An 18672-nucleotide genomic window follows, 5' to 3' on the forward strand; every position below is an offset into this window, starting at 1 on the left:
CCCTCCAAAACGTATGTTCGTATAATGATCATAACCGGAACAAATGTTCTTGTCAACAAGAAAAACAGAACGAGTGTTTGCAAACACATGTTTTGTATGCTATGCTTTTCCTAAGATTGGAAAGAGATAATGAGGTGAAACGATGACAAAGTTATCCGCACGCCAAGAACGCATTCTTACTTATATTAAAGATAATGTACGCAGCAAAGGTTACCCGCCGTCCGTACGAGAAATCGGTGAAGCTGTCGGTCTCGCTTCAAGCTCTACTGTGCACGGTCATTTAGCACGATTAGAGAAGAAAGGCTTTATTCGGCGTGACCCTACAAAACCTCGCGCAATCGAAGTGTTAGGATTAGATGGTGCAACGACAGACGCCTCTTCATACACCGAGAACAGCAATGCACCAGCAGCAACCGCTTACGTACCCGTTATCGGTAAAGTTACCGCTGGTCAACCGATTACGGCTGTTGAGAACATTGAAGAATACGTCCCTCTCCCTGAATCTTTTGTTGGGAATGAGTCGGTTTTCATGCTAACCATTGTCGGTGAAAGTATGATAGATGCCGGGATTTTGGACGGGGATCAAGTCATTGTTCGGCAACAACAGACAGCGAATAATGGCGATATCATCGTTGCAATGACTGAAGAGCAAGAAGCGACGGTAAAGCGCTTTTACAAGGAAGGTAATCAAATTCGTTTGCAACCAGAAAATGAAACGATGGAACCGATCTATTTAGATAATGTATCTGTGCTAGGGAAAGTGACCGGCGTACTGCGAAATATTCATTAAAGAACTGTTGAAATAATCTGTGTAGACACACAGGTTTTTTCTTTTTCGTTTTAAGTTTACATAATGTTTTTATTGTTTACTTTTCCGTTCTTTCACATAGAGAGCGACCCCGATCACACTAAGCATTCCAATTCCTGGTGTAGCGATCATAAGTGACACAATTAATCCAAACTCAAGCATACGCGGACCCCTTTAGTGTCTTTTACATCTAGTGTATGCAAGTAAATTTCCCACGTACCCGAGCGTTTGCACATTTGCCAGTTTGGGCACGATAACGGTATCTGAATAGATGAAGGGAGATATCGTTCATGTGCGGCCGATTTACATTCTTTGAGCAATTAGAAACCCTAGAAAAGCTATTTAACAACAAGTACAGACAGAATACCCCACTACCAACAAGCTATAATATCGCACCGACTCAATCAATTTTTTGCGTTTATCATGACGGTACGTACGAACAGTTAAAAACGGTCAGATGGGGACTCATCCCCTCTTGGGCGAAAGAACAGAAATCTAGCCGTCCACTTATTAATGCCCGAGCAGAGACCGTCACAGAAAAACCTAGCTTCCGTCAATCCTTTCAAAGGAGGCGATGCATCATTCCTGCCTCTGGCTTTTACGAATGGCAAACGAAAAACAAAAAGAAGCAACCGTTTCACATCCAATTAAAAAACGGTGACCCGCTCGCTTTCGCAGGCATTTGGGATACGTGGTCAAACGACACAGAACAGATGACGAGCTGCGCTATTATTACGACAGAAGCAAACGAATTGGTCGCTGACATCCATGAGCGCATGCCGGTCATTCTCTCCCCTGCTGATTTCGATCGTTGGCTAGATCCAACAAACACCGACCCCCAATCGGTAACCCCAATGTTAGAACCCTATCCTGCCGGAGACATGATTGCTTACGAAGTATCCCCACGAGTGAACGACCCAAGATCTAACGATGCTGAGCTAGTGAACTCGTTATAGGTCGAGTCGTTACGTGCAATTTTTCATCAAAAATTGTGGGCAAGCCAACCTGTACCACATTCCACGAGACATGTAAAAAAGCCCTATCCCCTAAAGGATAAGGCTTTTTCCATTTTAGTATGCTTGGAAATATTGCTCTCTTTCCCAAGGGTGAACTTGGGTTCTAAACATATCCCATTCGATTTCTTTAGCTTCAACGAAGTGTTCCATTGCATGCTCGCCAAGTGCGTCGACGAGAATTTTGTCGGCTTTTAGTTCTTCAAGCGCTCCTTTTAAGCTACCAGGAAGGGCTTCGATTCCTTCGTCTTTAAGTTCTTGCTCATCCATTACATAGATGTTGCGGTCTGTTTCTTCTGGTGCTTGAAGCTTTCTTTTGACACCGTCAAGACCTGCAGCAAGCAGTGCGGCCATTGCCAAGTATGGGTTGGCAGATGGGTCTGGGCTTCTCACTTCAATTCTTGTGCTCGCTTTTCTAGAAGAAGGAATTCGCACAAGTGGACTACGGTTACGTAGTGACCAAGCGATGTATACCGGCGCTTCATAGCCTGGAACGAGACGCTTGTATGAGTTGACGATTGGGTTTGTAATTGCTGTGAACGCTTTGGCGTGATCGAGAATCCCAGCTAAGAATTGCATCGCTGTTTCACTCAATTGGGAAGGCGTGCTCTCATCGTAAAAAGCATTCGTCTTTCCTTTGAATAAAGACATGTTACAGTGCATCCCCGAGCCGTTTACACCAAATAGTGGTTTTGGCATAAATGTCGCGTGCAAGCCATGCTTTCTAGCAATCGTTTTTACGGCTAGTTTGAACGTTTGGATGTTGTCACAAGTAGTGATTGCATCGGCATATTTAAAATCAATTTCATGTTGTCCTGGTGCTACTTCATGGTGAGATGCTTCGATTTCGAAGTCCATATCCATGAGTTCAAGTACGATGTCACGACGGCAGTTTTCACCTAAGTCTGTCGGAGCAAGGTCAAAGTATCCACCTTTGTCATTCAACTCCATCGTCGGCTCGCCTTTTTCATCGTTTTTGAAGAGGAAAATTCTGGTTCAGGTCCAATGTTAAAGTCGGTAAACCCGAGCTCTTCTGCCTGTTTGAGTACACGCTTTAGAATGCCACGCGGGTCGCCTTCAAACGGTTTTGGTTCTTCGCCTGGTGCACCTGGCTCATAGATGTCACAAATGAGACGAGCAACTTTGCCTTTTTCCGGCGTCCAAGGGAAAATGACCCAAGTATCAAGGTCCGGATATAAGTACATATCTGACTCTTCAATACGAACAAATCCTTCAATTGAAGACCCGTCAAACATCATTTCGTTATCTAACGCTTTCTCAAGCTGATCAACCGGGATTTCAACGTTTTTAATCGTCCCTTGAAGGTCAGTAAATTGCAGTCGAATAAACTTTACGTTTTCTTCTTTTGCCAGTCGCGCAATATCTTCTCGCGTATACTTTGCCATGTTTCGTCATTCCCCTTTTCGTTTAATAATTCAAAAAGCAATGTATGTGACTTCCCCACAAAGTGTATGTGGAGAAGGTAATACCGAATTATGATCTAAAAAAGTGAGACAGTTGCCCTTGAATCATGCTTGCTTTCGTTTCGTTTGGATGATTCACTGCTTCTCGCTTCAACCGTTCACGAAGCTTTTTTAGTTCTTCACGCTCACGCACTTCTTTCTCGCGCTCTGCTTCTTGTTCTTTCATCATTTCCTTAATGCCTGCCATGTTCACGCCGCGATCGGTGAGCTGCTTGATATCAAGGAGAACATCGACATCCGCAAAAGAGAAAAGCCGCTGGTTGCCATCCGTCCTTGCCGGTCTTACAAACCGTGTGTTTCATAATAGCGAATTTGTCTTGGCGTAAGGCCTGTTAATTCCTTCACGATACGGATCGAGAACAAAGGCATGTGCAGTCGTTCACTTTGCTCCAATTGTTTGCTCCTTTCAAGATCAGCACGTGTGATCCGTGAAAATATTACGTTGTATCTATGAATATATTACTTAGTTTAAGAGATACAAAATTTCATGTCAACTTTTTTAATCAATTTATGTTAACTTTTTTGACATGAGTGGTGCAACATCGTTGCAAGTGCCCGTTTCACCGCAATCTTTACGTGAGCGAAAGAAAGGCCCCCTTGAACATACGCGGTGTAAGGCTCTGCCACAGGTCCATCCGCACTAAGTTCAATACTTGCCCCTTGCACGAATGTCCCAGCTGCCATAATGACGTTGCCATCATAACCCGGAAGCGGACCTGGGACCGGTAATGCGCGGGCATCTACCGGTGAATTCTGCTGAATGCTCTGGCAGAAGCTCACCATTGCGCGCTCTTCACCAAAATGAACCGCTTGGATTAAGTCCGTTCGCTTTGTCATTGAGCTAGGAGTGGTATGAAAGCCCGCCTTCTCCAACATAGCGGCTGTAAAATGTGCTCCTTTTACGGCGTCGGCGACGACAGTTGACGCCATGAATACACCTAAAAAGGCGTCATGTAAAAACGGACCGGTTGCCCCAGCTTCAATTCCAATTCCAGGCGCACTTAAACGAGAGGCTGCCCGTTCGACGAATCGAGCTTTTCCGGCGATGTAACCACCGGTTTTGGCAATGCCCCCACCTGGTTCTTAATGAGGGAACCTGCAATCAAATCCGCTCCAACATCCCCTGGTTCTTCAGTTTCTACAAACTCCCCGTAGCAATTGTCCACGAAGACGTTCACGTGCGGGTGATGGGTTTTAATGTGCAAAATGTACGCACCAAGCTCGTCCAAAGTAATGGATGGGCGGGAATCGTAACCCGAGGAACGTTGAATGACTACCCAGCTCGTTTTTTCAGAAATTGCAGCTGTTACACAGGAAAGATCAATGCGTCCTTCTTTGAGGGGAACGACGTGCGTGTCCATATTATACTCTTTGAAATTCCCAACCTCGTCGCCTGTTAAACCTAAAACCGATTGCATCGTTTCATAGGGATCGCCGCTAGCATACACTAATTGTTCCCCTGGCCTCATGTTCCCGAACAAAGCTGCGCTAATGGCATGTGTTCCCGACACGAAATGCGGACGTACAAGCGCCCTTTCCATCCCAAAGATCCGGGCGTACACTTGCTCAAGCTTTTCTCTCCCCTCGTCGTCATACCCATAACCGTCCGAACCTACGAGATGGTGCTTTGAAATTCCCGCCTCTTGAAAGGCATCCAACACTTTCGCTACATTTCGTTCACTCGTTTGGTCGATTTGTGTATAGATGTCAGAGAGGTCAATATTGATTTCTCGCTCCCACGTCTGAATTTGGTCTGTCATTCTCTTTTGTCTCCTTTAGTTGTCTTTGTTCACGTAGCGATTTTGTGAGCGTGCATAACCCTTCACGAAATAACTCTCCGTTTGTTCATCAAAATCTTCCTCTTGAACAATCGTTGTACTTTTTAACCGAGACAACCGCTTCCCATCTCCAGCAGGAACCACTTGTTCGTACGGTTCCATAAAAGAGATGATTTGCTTCTCCAATAAAAGCAAAAGCTCCTCGATATTTCTGCCGGTTTTCGCACTAACTTCGATTCGCGGGGCATTACCTGACACCAACGTTTCTCGGTTCGAGTGATGCTCATCTTGTTTATTCAGTACTGTAATCGTTTCAATACCACTTGCGCCAAGGTCTTGAAGCAGCGATTCAACGGTTTTCACTTCATCATCTGCGTGCTCGCTCGAAGCGTCCACTACGTGAACGAGCAAATCTGCTTCTGTAACTCTTCGAGGGTGGATCGAAAGCTCGCAATAAGTGTGGTGGGCAAGTCCCGAATAAAACCAACCGTATCACTCACTTGCACTTCTAAGCCTGATGGCAGTCGTAGTCTTCGAGTGAGTGGATCAAGTGTAGCAAACAACAGGTCCTCGGCGAATGCTTGTTCATCCGTTAGTGCATTCAAAAGCGTCGTTTTCCCTGCATTTGTATACCCTACGAGCGTAATGTGCAGCCGCTCTCCTTGTTGCTTTTGATGCTTGCGCACATCTCGGTGCTTTTGCACGCGAACGAGGTCCCGCTTTAACTCATCCATTCGCCGGTGAATGTGACGACGGTCGGTTTCTAGTTTTGTTTCACCAGGACCCGCGTTCCAATGCCTCCGCCTAACCTAGAGAGCGATAACCCTTGACCTCTTAGACGCGGCAACAAGTACGTCAACTGCGCAAGTTCCACTTGAATTTTCCCTTCTCGGGTTCGTGCGCGTTCGGCGAAAATATCAAGAATCAACTGGGTGCGGTCAATGACCGCAACACCGGTCGATTCTGAAAGCGATTGGCCTTGCCTCGGGGACAGCTCATCGTTAATGACGATCACGTCTACTTCTAGCTCCGAAGCGAGTTCTGATAGTTCATCAACTTTACCAGAACCAACATAACGAGACACGTCTGCAGTTCTACGGTTTTGTAAACTCGTATGCACAACTGTGCCGTGGGCCGTCGTTACAAGACTTTTCAATTCTTCTACACTTCTATGTTGCAAAGCTTCGTCTTCTTTTTCATTGATGACTGCAACAACAATAACTCTTTCCAAAAATGGCTACCTCCTAAAAATCACGATCAGATAAGGTTTTTAATGCATCTACGTCATGTTCATTATGCTCGCGCATCGTTCGAACCGCATGCTGGCGAATCGCCTGCTCAATCGTGTTTCGAATGTATCGTCCGTTACTAAACGGCTCTCTAACTGAGGATTTACGTTGCTGTAACGCTTGCTCAAATTTCGTTTTTGCACGTTCGGTCCAAATGTATTCTCGCTCCACGAGTAGACGCTCTGCAATTCGCATGAGCTGTTGTACCGAGAAGTCCGGGAACTCAAGTTGTAATGGAAACCGAGATGGCAAACCAGGATTCAAATCCAAAAACGCATCCATTTCCCTTGAATACCCTGCGAGAATGAGAATAAACGACTGTTTGTGGTCTTCCATCGCTTTCACTAGTGTATCAACAGCTTCTTTTCCAAAGTCTTTTTCCCCACCTCGGGCCAGTGCATACGCCTCGTCAATAAAGAGAATTCCCCCTGACGCTTTTTGCACCAGCTCACGAGTCTTTTGTGCCGTCTGACCAATATATTCCCCAACAAGATCTGCCCGCTCTGCTTCAATAAAATGGCCTTTTTGTAAGAAACCAAGGTCTTTAAACAACCGACCGAGAAGACGGGCAGCTGTCGTTTTACCTGTACCAGGACTTCCTTTAAAAATCATGTGCATCGACTGTTCAACGGTCTTCAATTGATGTTTCTCGCGACAACGGTTAATATGAATCCAAGCATAAATTTCACGAACCATTGTTTTGACGTTCTCAACGCCAATCAGTTTTTCCAATTCTTTTTCTGCTTTTTGCAGCAGATAGTGGTGGTCGGTTTCTAACGTTGCTGTTTCTCGTTTCTCTTTCTCTTTTAAACGTACGCGGATGCGAGATCTTCCCTGCTGACTGCTGATCATTGTTATCCCTCCGAACAATCACGGGCATTTGCCCATAGTGTACGCAAGCAAAGGGAAAGATGTGCAAAAACCGCGTTGCCTACATTATTGTATCGAAAGGAGAAGGAATTTGCACCCAAACGAATGTTCATTACCCAAACCTGCAAACAAGTACTTAGATGCTTTAGCCGCAAAAGGCAGAAAGACGTCTACGATCAAGCGATATCGGTATGACTTATTAGATTATTACTCTTATGTTCATGAACATATACAACCCGATGAACAATTGCCCACATACGAGTCTCTTTCGAAGTTCTTTACTGAAATTATCGGGAAGCGAAACTATAAATACAAAACGTATAAACGTATTCATACGGTATTGCTCCGTTATGGCGCGTATTTATGTGAGATGCGTTTGCAGTCGGTTAATCCCGTCGAAGAAATTACACTTCCAGAGGTTGATGATGATGAGCTTTCAGAAGAAGATTTATTTAGTCATCGCGAAGTGGACCAATTGCTCCGTTCCATTCATTCAGACAATGGTCTCTCAGAAACTCAGCAGAAATCCCGGCCGCTTCTAGCACCACGAAACCTCATTATGATCCGACTTCTCTTGTTTTACGGTTTGCGATTGCAAGAATTGTACGGCCTACAAATCGATGACTGGCAACGGCCCGGTCGCTTACATGTCAAACCGTTAGACGGTGAGGTGCTTCCACGCACCATTTCACTTTCACAAGCCGACCGCACGTACCTCCGTGATTATCTTGACGTAATTCCAACGCCAGTTCAGCCGGTACTCGGAAATGAGCACCCGCTATTTATCAGTTTCGACTACCAACGGCAAACGTATCGCTGGTCGTATGAAGAAGATATGCCAAAAAGACTTACGATCGTGGCGATGCAAAAAATGATTCGAGAGGAACTAAAACGAGCAGGACTGCCTCTCGGGCGAAGCGCACAGCACATGCGACATACATTCATTGTTCGTTCCCTTGAAAATGATGAACCCCTCTCAAGCCTCCAACAAAAACTTGGTTTGCACTCCCCACTCGTACTTCAACGCTATGAGCAACTGGCCTTGAAGGATGAATCGTAGCATGTAAGGAACTGGCTCACACAATTTCTTTCGTGTGAACAATGTGGCGATCTATATATTGGCAAGGTATTCTTTACTCATTTGAAAAGAAAATCCCGTCTCTTTTAAAAGAGACGGGATTTTCTTTATTCTCCTTGATTCGGATCTAATTGTAGTTGGACGTTCCGCTGCGGAGCAAACGTTGAAATGGCGTGCTTGTACACCAACTGTTGTTTGCCGTCGGTATCAATGATGATCGTGAAGTTGTCAAATGCTTTCAAATACCCACGAATTTGAAAGCCATTCGTCAAAAATACAGTAATTGCGATATTCTCTTTTCGCAACGTATTTAAGAATTGATCTTGAATATTGACGTTTTTCAATACAGGTCCCCCCAATTCATGTCTTCTGTTCATTTCGACACGTCTTGCACGATTCCTTCAAGAAATTTAACAATTCCTTGAAAATCCTCTGACTTCGGTTCAGCACCCATGTCGAACCATGTGACCGTCTCTTTATTTTTAAACCAAGTGAGTTGACGTTTCGCAAATTGTCGAGAATGAATTTTAATTCGATCTACCGCTTGTTCGAATGAGTATTCGCCTTCAAAATAGGCAACGAGTTCTTTGTAACCAATTGCCTTCATTGCTTGAGTATGTGCATACCCTTCTTCGTAGAGACGCTCAACCTCTTGAACCAACCCTTGATCAATCATCCGGTCTACTCGTTGTTCTATACGGCTATACAACTTACTTCGCTCCATCTCCAAACCAATGATAATGACGTCGTAAAGAAGCGCGGGATTCGTTTGTGAGAGAGGATCAGGAGCCGATTTACCACTGTGAATCAATTCCAAAGCACGAATGACCTTGCGCGTGTTGTTTTGATGGATGCGTTCCGCTGCCGACTCATCTTGTTTCCGCAATGCCTCGTGCAACTCTTCTTTTCCACCCGGTTGATTGGCAAGCTGTTCCATCTTTTCCCGCCATGCCAGGTTCGCTGGTTGGTCCTCAAATTGCCAATCAGACGTGACGCTTTTCACATACATCCCGGTACCACCGACTAAAATAGGTAGATTTTAGGGAGTTCATCCTCTATCGGACGAACAGACGTCGTCTCTTCTGCCTCCAGCTCTTGTTTTCGTTCTATACGAGCAGGTGCGGGCTCTTCTTTCACAACGAGCGGTTCATTCTCTTCACGTTTTTCTCCAATTTCCTTATGTGTTGGCTCTGCAGCACGTTCATAAGAAAGTGGCAGCTCCTGAGCGACAGAAACCGGTGCTTTGGCGCGTTTCGAAGGCGCGGCGGTCGGGATGAACGTTTCTTTTTTGAGATGAGCTGCAATCGCACTCTCCACCTCTTGAAGCAATTCATCTTCTTTGCTTAATCGCACATCCCATTTGGACGGGTGCACATTTACATCGACTAAAGTTGGGTCCATCGTAATCGAAAGTAGCACAACCGGATAGCGGTGCAAAGGTAAGAGTGTATGATACGCTGACTCCAACGCTTTCACGATTGGAAAGTGACGAATATAACGGCCGTTAATAAATGTGCTCATGTAATGCCTGCTCGCTCGATTCAACTCCGGCCGACCGATAAACCCTGAGATCGTATAGTCTAACGATTCATGGGAGACCGGGAGCATCTGTTCAGCCACTTGCTTGCCGTACACTTGAAAAATGACCGACTGTAAATTGCCATTCCCATTCGTAAATAGCAGTTGCTTGTCATTGTGCTTAAACCGAATCGACACATCTGGCCGGGAAAGCGCCGCCCGGTTGATCACATCGCTTACTCTTCCAAGTTCCGTGTTGACGGTCTTCATATGCTTAAGCCTAGCAGGTGTATTGAAAAACAGCTCGTCCACAACGATGCGTGTGCCTTGCCTTGCTTTTGTCGTATTCTTTCCAATGAGACGCCCACCTTGATAGCGAAGTTCAATGCCCGCTTCACCAGAGACGGCCGTTTCCATCGTCACTTTCGCGACCGACGCAATACTTGGCAACGCCTCCCCTCTAAACCCTAGCGTGCGTATTCGATTCAGATCTGATTCACGGGCAATTTTACTCGTGGCATGCCGTAAAAAGGCGAGCTCAGCTTCGCCGCTTCGAATTCCTGAGCCGTTATCAATAATTGAAATGGAGGCAAGCCCTCCTTCGGTAATTCCAATATCGATTTCTGTACTGCCTGCATCTAGTGCGTTTTCCAACAGTTCTTTTACGACCGAAGCGGGGCGTTCGACCACTTCCCCTGCAGCAATTTTGTTTGATAAGTGGTCATCCAACTGTATGATCTGAGCCATTTTCATCCCCTTTCTGAATCATTGATTTTTCGTTGCCACTCATAAATTTTTTCCAGTGCCTGTATTGGCGATAAGTGCAGTACATCAAGGTGTTGCACCTCTTGTTCGATCTCACTTTTGCTTCGCTGATCTGCCTTGTCTCGCTTTTTTGTTGACTCTGGCACCGTTTCTTCGAACAAGACGAGCTGTTCATGAACGTTTGGATCAGGCGTTGGCCTGAGTTCGGTTTGTTCCAATTCTTGCAGCAAATGTTCGGCACGGTCAATGACTTGATCCGGCAAATTGGCAAGCTTGGCTACGTGAATCCCATAACTTCGATCTGCTTTTCCATCTTCAACTTTATGCAAGAAAATAACGTTCCCGTCTTCTTCCTCCGCACGAACATGAACATTTTTTAGCCTTCCAAGTTGTTCTTCAAGGATCGTCAATTCATGGTAGTGCGTTGAAAATAGTGTTTTGCATTGGTTCTTCTCATGAATGTATTCGATGATTGCTTGTGCGAGCGCCATTCCATCATACGTTGACGTTCCACGGCCAATTTCGTCGAGCAACACCAAACTGTTTGCAGAAGCTTGTTGCAATGCATATTCTGTTTCCACCATTTCCACCATGAATGTGCTCTGGCCGCTAGCCAAATCGTCCGCTGCCCCAATGCGGGTAAAAATCCGGTCAAATAACGGCAATACCGCAAGATCAGCAGGAACATAACAGCCGATTTGTGCCATCACACTGATCATCGCCACTTGGCGCATGTACGTACTTTTACCCGCCATATTTGGCCCTGTAATGAGCAGCATATCCCGCTCCCCGTCTAAGTGAATATCGTTCGGTACGTAATCACCGACTGGGATCGTCTCTTCTACGACAGGATGGCGGCTCCGTTCGAGCCGAAGTTCCCCGGCTTCTGAAAACAGAGGTTTTGTGAATCGTTTCTCTTCACTTGCGACCGAAAAGCTTTGCAATACATCGATCTCACTAATCATCTTAGCGGCTTGTTGGATGTTCGGAATATACCTTTGGACTTCTTCTCGAATTTGCAGAAAAAGTTCATACTCCAACGTTTCCATCTGATCTTCTGCATTTAAAATCTTACTTTCCATCTCTTTAAGCTCGTTGGTTGCAAAACGTTCTGCATTGGTTAACGTCTGTCTGCGCTCGTACTGTTCAGGTACGAGGTGCGCACTTCCTTTTGACACTTCTAGATAAAAGCCAAACACGCGATTATACCCGACTTTTAGCGTCTTAATTCCCGTTCGCTCACGTTCTGTCTTCTCCAGATCAGATAGCCACGTCTTCCCATTCTCTGTCGCTTCTCGGTAAGTGTCGAGCTGCTCATTGTACCCAGCGCGAATCATCCCGGCTTCTTTAATTGAGATCGGTGGTTCATCAACAAACGCTTCTCGTAACAGCACTTCTAACGGTGCACACTCTTCGATGTTTTTGCCGTATTCGTTTGCAGCGTCTCCAAGCTCCGTAAGTAGCGCGCGGATCCCGGGCACTTGTTGCAAAGACTTTCGCAATTGCACGAGCTCTCTTGCATTCACATTGCCGTAAGCGACTTTTCCGGCGAGACGTTCCAAATCATACACTTGCTGAAGCGCCTCTTGTAACGTGCGGCGTTCAATGGGGTTGTCCAAAAATACCGAGACCATTTGAATTCTTGCCTCGATTTGGGATTGGTTATATAACGGTTGTTCAATCCATTTCCGTAACCTTCGACTCCCCATTGCTGTTTTTGTAAAATCTAGCAATCCATATAACGACCCGCTTTTCGTTCGTTCACGCAACGACGCGATAATTTCTAAATTCTTTCTCGTATGCACGTCCATTTGCATGTGTTGCTGATGGATGTGAGTAACAGCGGGCTGCATATGCTGCAGTGACCGCTTTTGTGTGTGTGTTAAATAATTGAGCAATCGGCCAAAAGCCGTGCGTATGAGCGGTTCATTTCCATCATAAAGATGGTCCATATGAGATGGGATTTCTTCTTTCATCTCTGTAGACATCGTCATTCCAACAACTGGGAGGTGTGTCCCTGCTGCTTCATCAACCACAATCTCTTTAAGACCATCCATATGTAATAACCGATGCATTTCATGATCGCCGCGGTCCGTCACGCCGACCTCGGTTTCTCCTGTCGACAAATCGGTACGCGCATAACCCATCTGCGCTATACCGATTGAAAGCGAGAGAATATATTGATTCTCCTCGGCTTGAATCGCTTTCCCTTCCATGACCGTACCAGGGGTAATGACACGAACGACGTCACGTTTGACGACCCCTTTTGCTGTTGACGGGTCTTCCGTTTGTTCACAAATGGCAATTTTATAGCCTTGTTCAACGAGGCGAGTAATATAATTTTCGGCAGAATGGTAAGGAACACCACACATCGGTGCTGCGTCGTCTCCCTTTCCTCTTTTCGTTAAAGTAATTTCAAGTACACGCGCTGCAAGTACGGCATCATCATAAAACAGCTCATAAAAATCACCAAGACGAAAGAACAAAAACGCATCTTCATGTTCTTCTTTGATTCGAAAATATTGCTGCATCATCGGTGTTTGTTTAGACACTTTGTTTCCCCCACTATATAACGAACTAGAACAAATTATAGCATATTCACGTTTTTGATGATGAACGAATTCAATAGAAAAACCAGGAGCAAATCTCCTGGTTAATCTTTCTTATAGCTTTCTTTTTCTTCTTCATGTTTACGATGATCTTCTTTCTCTTTATGATCGAAGTCGCGTCGATCATCTTGTCGTTCACGCTTTCTATTTCCAAATTCTCTTGGAGGTCGGCGATCAAGGAATTTCGGATCAATCTGATCTTTTAGCTCTTGGTCACTCACTTGTTCGCTCCACTTCACGTCTTCATAATGGGCATCTTCTTTGTCTGGATAAACGAGGATGCTCACTTTTGTCTCCCCGACAACTTCAGCAGCGAACTCTTTCTCAACTTCAACATTCACATCTTTTTCGTTTTTCGCGATTAATGCCTCAATCGTTTGTGGTTGCTTCGTTGCTCTTGCAATGACGTCCAACTCATCGGTCATGAGTTCATCAGGTCTCATCTTTAATGGCACATGTTCATGGTAAGATACCCGTTCTGTTGCCACATCGGTTTTCGTGTTTTTCTCATAAGAATACCAAACGTTAATATCATAGGAACCTTTAATTTCTACACTGTCCCCTTTACGCTCTGCATCATAGCGATGATTAATAACCCAGCACCCTAGTATACTCGTAGGATTGTGCTGCGGACAAATGGTGTGCATCGTTTTGGAGAATTTTCTTCCTTTACCGCAAACGGCTTTCGTAATAATTTCTCTGTAATGTTCAGACACGTCACGTTCCTCCCTTATTTTCGGCATTCCGGCGCTTGCATGCCTCTTCTTATTCATATGTATGACCTAAATGTACGATCATGCCCATAAATTGTTGCTCACGAAAAAAGAGATGAGGATCTGATCTCCTCATCTCTTACCTATGCAAAACCCAATTCAACTATTCTTGGTCTAAATAAGCTCTTAACATCCAATCATCTTTTTGGAAGTCTCTTGCAATTTCTTGAATCGCATCAGCAAGGGACAATGCTTTTTTATCTTCAAGTTGTTCCATAATCTCATACAATTCATTACTCATCTTCTGAAGGTCGAGGGAAATGCTGTTTACCATATCCAACTCACCTTCATTACCTGTTGCTTCGTCAATCGTAGAAGCAGCAAGGAAATCTTTCATCGTTGCGAGCGGCTGCACTCTTACAGTTAGCATTTGCTCAGCATACTCATCAATGTGTGTTTTCGTTTTGTCATACATCTCTTCGAATTTCTCATGCAAAGAGAAGAAATGCTTCCCTTTAATATACCAGTGATAGTTATGAAGCTTGATATAGAAAACATGAAGGTTGGCGAGTTGCTCGTTTAATTCTTTCTCCATTGCTCTAGCGCTTGTGCCTTTAATTTCTGCTTGTCGTTTAACCATGTAAAACGCCTCCTATAAGTAGTGATTTGTATTCAACTAATTATTGATTATAATTATTATATAATAACAATTATAATTTGACAACCATTATCGTGTTTTCGTGGTGTCTAATTATTATCTACCCGTTTCTCAAATAAAATATGCCCCTATTTATAGAAAAACACCCGCGATCATCCTCGCGGGTGTTTCTGATTGTCAATTACTCTTTATCTTTAGAGCTTGTAATGTGCGCTGTTACCGTATCTGAAATCGTACTGGATACGAGTTGTAACACTTCGTTTACTTCTGTTTGGCTGCGCTTAAATTCTTGGACAATCGGAATGTCATCAATTTTTTTGTGAAGATCTTCAATTTCAGCCTCAGTTTTCTTAATGGCTTCTGTTTTTTTGTAGTGCTTCAAGTTTACAAGTTCTTTTTGTTTTGCTTTCACTTCATCGATGAGCCCTTGAATCTTCGTGTTTTGGTTAATTTGCGCTTCAGCACGAATGAAAAAGTCAACCTCTTCTGTTTGGGTAAGTTCATTCGCCAACTGCTTCGCTTTTGCCATAATCTCTTCTTTTGTATACAATCCTTCTGTCATGCGTTCTGCACCTCGCTGTATTCGACCAGTTCACCATCTAATGACCACGTTTTTACGTTTGTGATTTTTGCATAGATTAGCTGTCCAATTTTATCTTTTGACGTTCTTACGTTTACACGTTTGTTTGTACGCGTTCGACCAGAAAGTACATCTGGATTTTTCTTACTCTCGCCTTCAATAAGAACTTCAACCGTTTGTCCTTGCATAGCGGCATTACTCTCTGCGGACAATCGGTTTACAAGTTCGTTCAGTCTTTGTAATCGTTCTTTCTTTACGCTCATCTGAACATTATCTTCCATCCGAGCGCAGGTGTACCTTCTCGAGGAGAATAAATGTACGTAAACGCACTGTCATATCTCATCTCTTCAACCAACGTGAGCATATCTTCAAACTGCTCATCGGTTTCATTCGGGAAGCCAACGATCAGGTCGGTCGTGAATGTGGCATGCGGCATCGCTTTTTTAATTCGGTTAGCAAGGTCGATGTATTGTTCTCTCGTATACTTTCTTCCCATAAGCTTTAGAATCTCGTTATTTCCGTGTTGGACAGGGAGATGAATGTGTTCTAACAAGTTGTCTCCTTTTGCCAAGACTTCGATCAGCTCGTCGTCAAAGTCTCTTGGGTGGCTCGTCGTAAATCGAACACGTGGAATATCTACTTGTCGAATCATATCCATCAATTTTCCGAGAGAGCTTGGGTCTTCAAGATCTTTTCCGTACGCATTCACATTTTGCCCGAGAAGCGTGATCTCTTTGTATCCTTGTCTTGCCAAATCTCTCACTTCATGAATGATATCTTCAGGTTTTCTGCTTCGCTCTTTACCTCTCGTATAAGGAACGATGCAATATGTACAGAACTTGTCACACCCATACATAATGTTGACCCAAGCTTGTGTTTTGCCTGCACGTTTGCGCGGCATGTTCTCAACAACATCGCCTTCTTTTGACCACACCTCAACGACCATTTCTTTACCGAGGATCGCATCATGCAAAAGCTCTGGTAATCGGTGAATGTTGTGTGTCCCGAAAATAAGATCCACATGTTGATGCTTTTGCAAGATCTTATTGACGACCGTTTCTTCTTGAGACATGCATCCACAGATTCCGAGCACAACTTCTGGTTTCTCCAGTTTCAAATTCTTTAAGTGACCGATCTCGCCAAACACTTTATTCTCGGCGTTCTCACGGATGGCGCACGTGTTCAATAAGATCACATCGGCATCTTCGGTTTCCTCTGTACTCGTAAACCCTAGTTCTTCTAAAATGCCGGCCATGTTTTCGGTATCATGAACGTTCATCTGACATCCGTACGTGCGAATATAATAGCGCTTGCCTTGGCCAATTTGTTTCATTTGCTCTGGAACCGAAAAGTCATAATGAAAGTCGACTTCTTTTCTTCGTCTTCGTTGGCCTTGTCGGTAATTCGGTGGTTCATTAACGACGATACTTCTCCCGCCAATTTTCATGACGTTTTTGCCTTCATCATTCTCTTCGAAAACTGCATTCGAGAAATCAAAGTATTTCCCGAAGTCCTTTTGGTCTAAAGACTTCCCATTTTTTTCTGTATGATCAGGGTTGGTCTCGTTTTGACGGCGTTTGTGATCGCTCATAGCCATCCCCTTTCTGTATACCAAAAATCTCATATATAAACGGATGTTGCTGCAAATCCATTAACTGCAGAACTTACCAGTTCAAATTATAATGGTTCACCGTGAGGAAAACAACCTCAAGTTCTTTCACTCGTAGATGTTCACCTCTTAGTCACAGATTTCAGGAATGATTCAGTTGCAATCCTCTGTGCCGATTTAAGCAGCGGCAATTTCCATCTTTCGAGGCCTAGCCAAATCCCCTGGGTGTTGACCATAAAACGAAGATACTTGTTCAATACCAGCTGTTGTTGCTTGTTCGTAACGCTCTAACAGCTCATTAATGGACGTATTCCCGTCCATATGGTGCTTCGTGAGCACCCGTAATATCTCTGCGATTGCACGAGTTTGACTGTCATCGACGATTTGCTCAACATTTGACAAATCGATGGTTTCACGCCCAAAAAGTATCGTATCTGTACCTTTGGCTCCTACTTTTTCTTTTTTTCCTTTTTGTGCATTCCAACCTGCTTTTTTCGGCATCCGCTTTTTCGTTGAATGAGTAACATCATCGGGCATAACCGCCTGCCTCGTCGTTCCTTCGCTTGCAATTTGTTTTGCACGATCGGTGACATCGGTGACTTCGTATTCATCGAGCATAATGACGGTGTCTGCCACTTCTAAATAATCGCCACTTCCTCCTACAACGACAATCGTTGAGATGCCTTCTTCTTCATATAAATATCGAACCCGATCAATAAATGGCGTAATTGGCTCCTTCTCTTTCGCTACGAGTTGCTGCATGCGTTGGTCACGAATCATGAAATTCGTTGCGCTCGTATCTTCATCAATGAGCAAAAGCGTTGTGCCAACTTCTCGAGCCTCTATAATATTTGTCGCTTGTGACGTACTCCCACTTGCATTTGTTGTTGAAAACGAACGAGTGCTTTTATCATTTGGTAAATTACCGATAAACATGCCAATATCAACACCACTCACGCTTCTTCCATCCTCGGCTCGAATTTTCATCGCTGTGTCGTCGGTAGCAATGTACTCTCGCCCATCTCCAGCAATATGGTTGTACACCCCTTGCTCAATTGCTTCAAGCAACGTGCTTTTGCCGTGATAACCACCTCCAACAATGACCGTCACACCTCGTTTAATCAACATTCCGCGAACGTTGCCCGCATGGGGGAGGTTTGCGTAAGCTTCCAGTTCTTTTGGGCTCATAAAACGTTTTGTGTGATCACTTTGAAGTGGCTGTTTACTTATGCCACTCAATCGTGGCAAAATCGCGCCATCACGAATAAACACTAGGCCATCCTCTTTGGCTACAAATTGGCGCAAAGCATGCTGATCATCACAAAGACGTAAGTGCTCGTGTAACTGATCGATGTCCATATCGTCAACGGCTGATTGCATAATTTTTGGGAGTTGTACCGTTAGTCGTTGGATCGCTTCTTTCGCAAGAATGGAGCGCCCCCTTGCCGGTAACTGAACAGATAGACGCACTTCCAGTTGACCTTTATGAATAACGACTGCGCTTCTCTCCAATATTTCTTGAGAAGGAGCGTCAATGAAAATGCCTTTGTTTGCTTGGTGCTTCTGGATCATTCGGTTTACCACTCTTGCCAAATAATCCGTGAATCCTATATACCGCCAATGATCGGTGTACATGTCTTTCGTAAACGATAGCTTGTCCACCGGTGCACTTACGCGTATTCGAGACGGAGACGCATATGGATCGGCTTGGACATGATCAATGTGCAGCGTATACTTCCCAAACGTGTGCGCGCCTTTAATGTCATGGTATGCTTTGTATCCTTTGTGATCGATGCGATGTAAGATCGAGGTTAATTGCTTCATAAGAATTCTCCTTGTATTACGGTTTTATAAAAAAGTTTGGCACATGGATAAAAAACCTAGTGTACGTACACTAGGT

The 18672-nt window shown here is 44.5% G+C and carries 13 protein-coding genes and 5 pseudogenes; 3 read left to right on the forward strand and 15 right to left on the reverse strand.

The window, feature by feature from the left end; genetic code table 11:
* Positions 1–142 precede the first annotated feature (142 nt).
* Both lexA and JCM19037_RS00660 read left to right on the forward strand, forming a co-directional pair.
* Positions 143–790 (forward strand): transcriptional repressor LexA, encoded by a 648-nt coding sequence (gene lexA / locus JCM19037_RS00655; protein WP_042396763.1) that lies wholly within the window; start codon positions 143–145, stop codon positions 788–790.
* Positions 791–1098: 308 nt separating this feature from the next.
* Positions 1099–1764: an SOS response-associated peptidase gene (locus JCM19037_RS00660; protein WP_042396765.1), complete on the forward strand. Its 666-nt coding sequence runs from the start codon at positions 1099–1101 to the stop codon at positions 1762–1764.
* A gap of 114 nt (positions 1765–1878) precedes the next feature.
* On the opposite strand, the pseudogene glnA reads toward JCM19037_RS00660, so the two are convergent.
* The 6 genes and pseudogenes from glnA to JCM19037_RS00685 form a co-directional block, all read right to left on the reverse strand.
* Positions 1879–3227, reverse strand: a pseudogene (gene glnA, locus JCM19037_RS00665) (type I glutamate--ammonia ligase).
* Positions 3228–3315: 88 nt separating this feature from the next.
* Complete coding sequence (locus tag JCM19037_RS29045; RefSeq protein ID WP_307189686.1) at positions 3316–3492, reverse strand: hypothetical protein; 177 nt, start codon at positions 3490–3492, stop codon at positions 3316–3318.
* A pseudogene (locus tag JCM19037_RS29780) lies at positions 3483–3674 on the reverse strand (MerR family transcriptional regulator); the annotation flags it as partial. The pseudogene JCM19037_RS29780 and the gene JCM19037_RS29045, both read right to left, overlap by 10 nt.
* A 144-nt stretch (positions 3675–3818) precedes the next feature.
* Positions 3819–5065: pseudogene (locus JCM19037_RS00675) on the reverse strand (aminotransferase class I/II-fold pyridoxal phosphate-dependent enzyme).
* A 15-nt stretch (positions 5066–5080) separates the two neighbouring features.
* Positions 5081–6314, reverse strand: a pseudogene (gene hflX / locus JCM19037_RS29785) (GTPase HflX).
* Positions 6315–6327: 13 nt separating this feature from the next.
* Positions 6328–7230: an AAA family ATPase gene (locus JCM19037_RS00685; protein WP_373900151.1), complete on the reverse strand. Its 903-nt coding sequence runs from the start codon at positions 7228–7230 to the stop codon at positions 6328–6330.
* A 103-nt stretch (positions 7231–7333) separates the two neighbouring features.
* Here JCM19037_RS00685 and JCM19037_RS00690 point away from each other — a divergent pair, with 103 nt between their 5' ends.
* Positions 7334–8302 carry a site-specific integrase gene (locus JCM19037_RS00690; protein WP_042396768.1) on the forward strand — a complete coding sequence of 323 codons (969 nt, stop codon included), beginning with the start codon at positions 7334–7336 and terminating at the stop codon, positions 8300–8302.
* A gap of 125 nt (positions 8303–8427) precedes the next feature.
* Here the strand turns inward: JCM19037_RS00690 and hfq are convergent, their stop codons facing one another.
* The 9 genes and pseudogenes from hfq to JCM19037_RS00735 form a co-directional block, all read right to left on the reverse strand.
* Positions 8428–8664, reverse strand: a complete 237-nt coding sequence (gene hfq, locus JCM19037_RS00695) for an RNA chaperone Hfq (protein ID WP_042396961.1) — start codon at positions 8662–8664, stop codon at positions 8428–8430.
* A gap of 29 nt (positions 8665–8693) precedes the next feature.
* Positions 8694–9329: a tRNA (adenosine(37)-N6)-dimethylallyltransferase MiaA gene (gene miaA, locus JCM19037_RS00700; RefSeq protein ID WP_052363399.1), complete on the reverse strand. Its 636-nt coding sequence runs from the start codon at positions 9327–9329 to the stop codon at positions 8694–8696.
* A gap of 14 nt (positions 9330–9343) precedes the next feature.
* On the reverse strand, positions 9344–10585 hold the full coding sequence (mutL, locus tag JCM19037_RS00705; RefSeq protein ID WP_052363400.1) for a DNA mismatch repair endonuclease MutL: 1242 nt from the start codon (positions 10583–10585) through the stop codon (positions 9344–9346).
* 2 nt (positions 10586–10587) lie between these two features.
* The gene (gene mutS, locus JCM19037_RS00710) at positions 10588–13155 is read right to left on the reverse strand and encodes a DNA mismatch repair protein MutS (RefSeq protein ID WP_042396771.1); all 2568 of its coding nucleotides are present in this window, start codon (positions 13153–13155) and stop codon (positions 10588–10590) included.
* A 101-nt stretch (positions 13156–13256) separates the two neighbouring features.
* Positions 13257–13928 (reverse strand): outer spore coat protein CotE, encoded by a 672-nt coding sequence (cotE, locus tag JCM19037_RS00715; protein WP_307189688.1) that lies wholly within the window; start codon positions 13926–13928, stop codon positions 13257–13259.
* 160 nt (positions 13929–14088) lie between these two features.
* Positions 14089–14565 (reverse strand): DNA starvation/stationary phase protection protein, encoded by a 477-nt coding sequence (locus JCM19037_RS00720; protein WP_042396775.1) that lies wholly within the window; start codon positions 14563–14565, stop codon positions 14089–14091.
* 199 nt (positions 14566–14764) lie between these two features.
* The gene (locus JCM19037_RS00725; protein WP_042396779.1) at positions 14765–15145 is read right to left on the reverse strand and encodes a RicAFT regulatory complex protein RicA family protein; all 381 of its coding nucleotides are present in this window, start codon (positions 15143–15145) and stop codon (positions 14765–14767) included.
* Positions 15142–16754 (reverse strand): annotated as a pseudogene (miaB, locus tag JCM19037_RS00730) (tRNA (N6-isopentenyl adenosine(37)-C2)-methylthiotransferase MiaB). Before miaB ends, JCM19037_RS00725 begins: the two are co-directional and overlap by 4 nt.
* A 195-nt stretch (positions 16755–16949) precedes the next feature.
* Positions 16950–18596, reverse strand: a complete 1647-nt coding sequence (locus JCM19037_RS00735; RefSeq protein ID WP_152548879.1) for an ABC-ATPase domain-containing protein — start codon at positions 18594–18596, stop codon at positions 16950–16952.
* Positions 18597–18672: the final 76 nt, after the last annotated feature.

Origin of the sequence: Geomicrobium sp. JCM 19037 (genome assembly GCF_000698105.1) — a bacterium.
Lineage (GTDB): Bacteria > Bacillota > Bacilli > Bacillales > Marinococcaceae > Geomicrobium_A.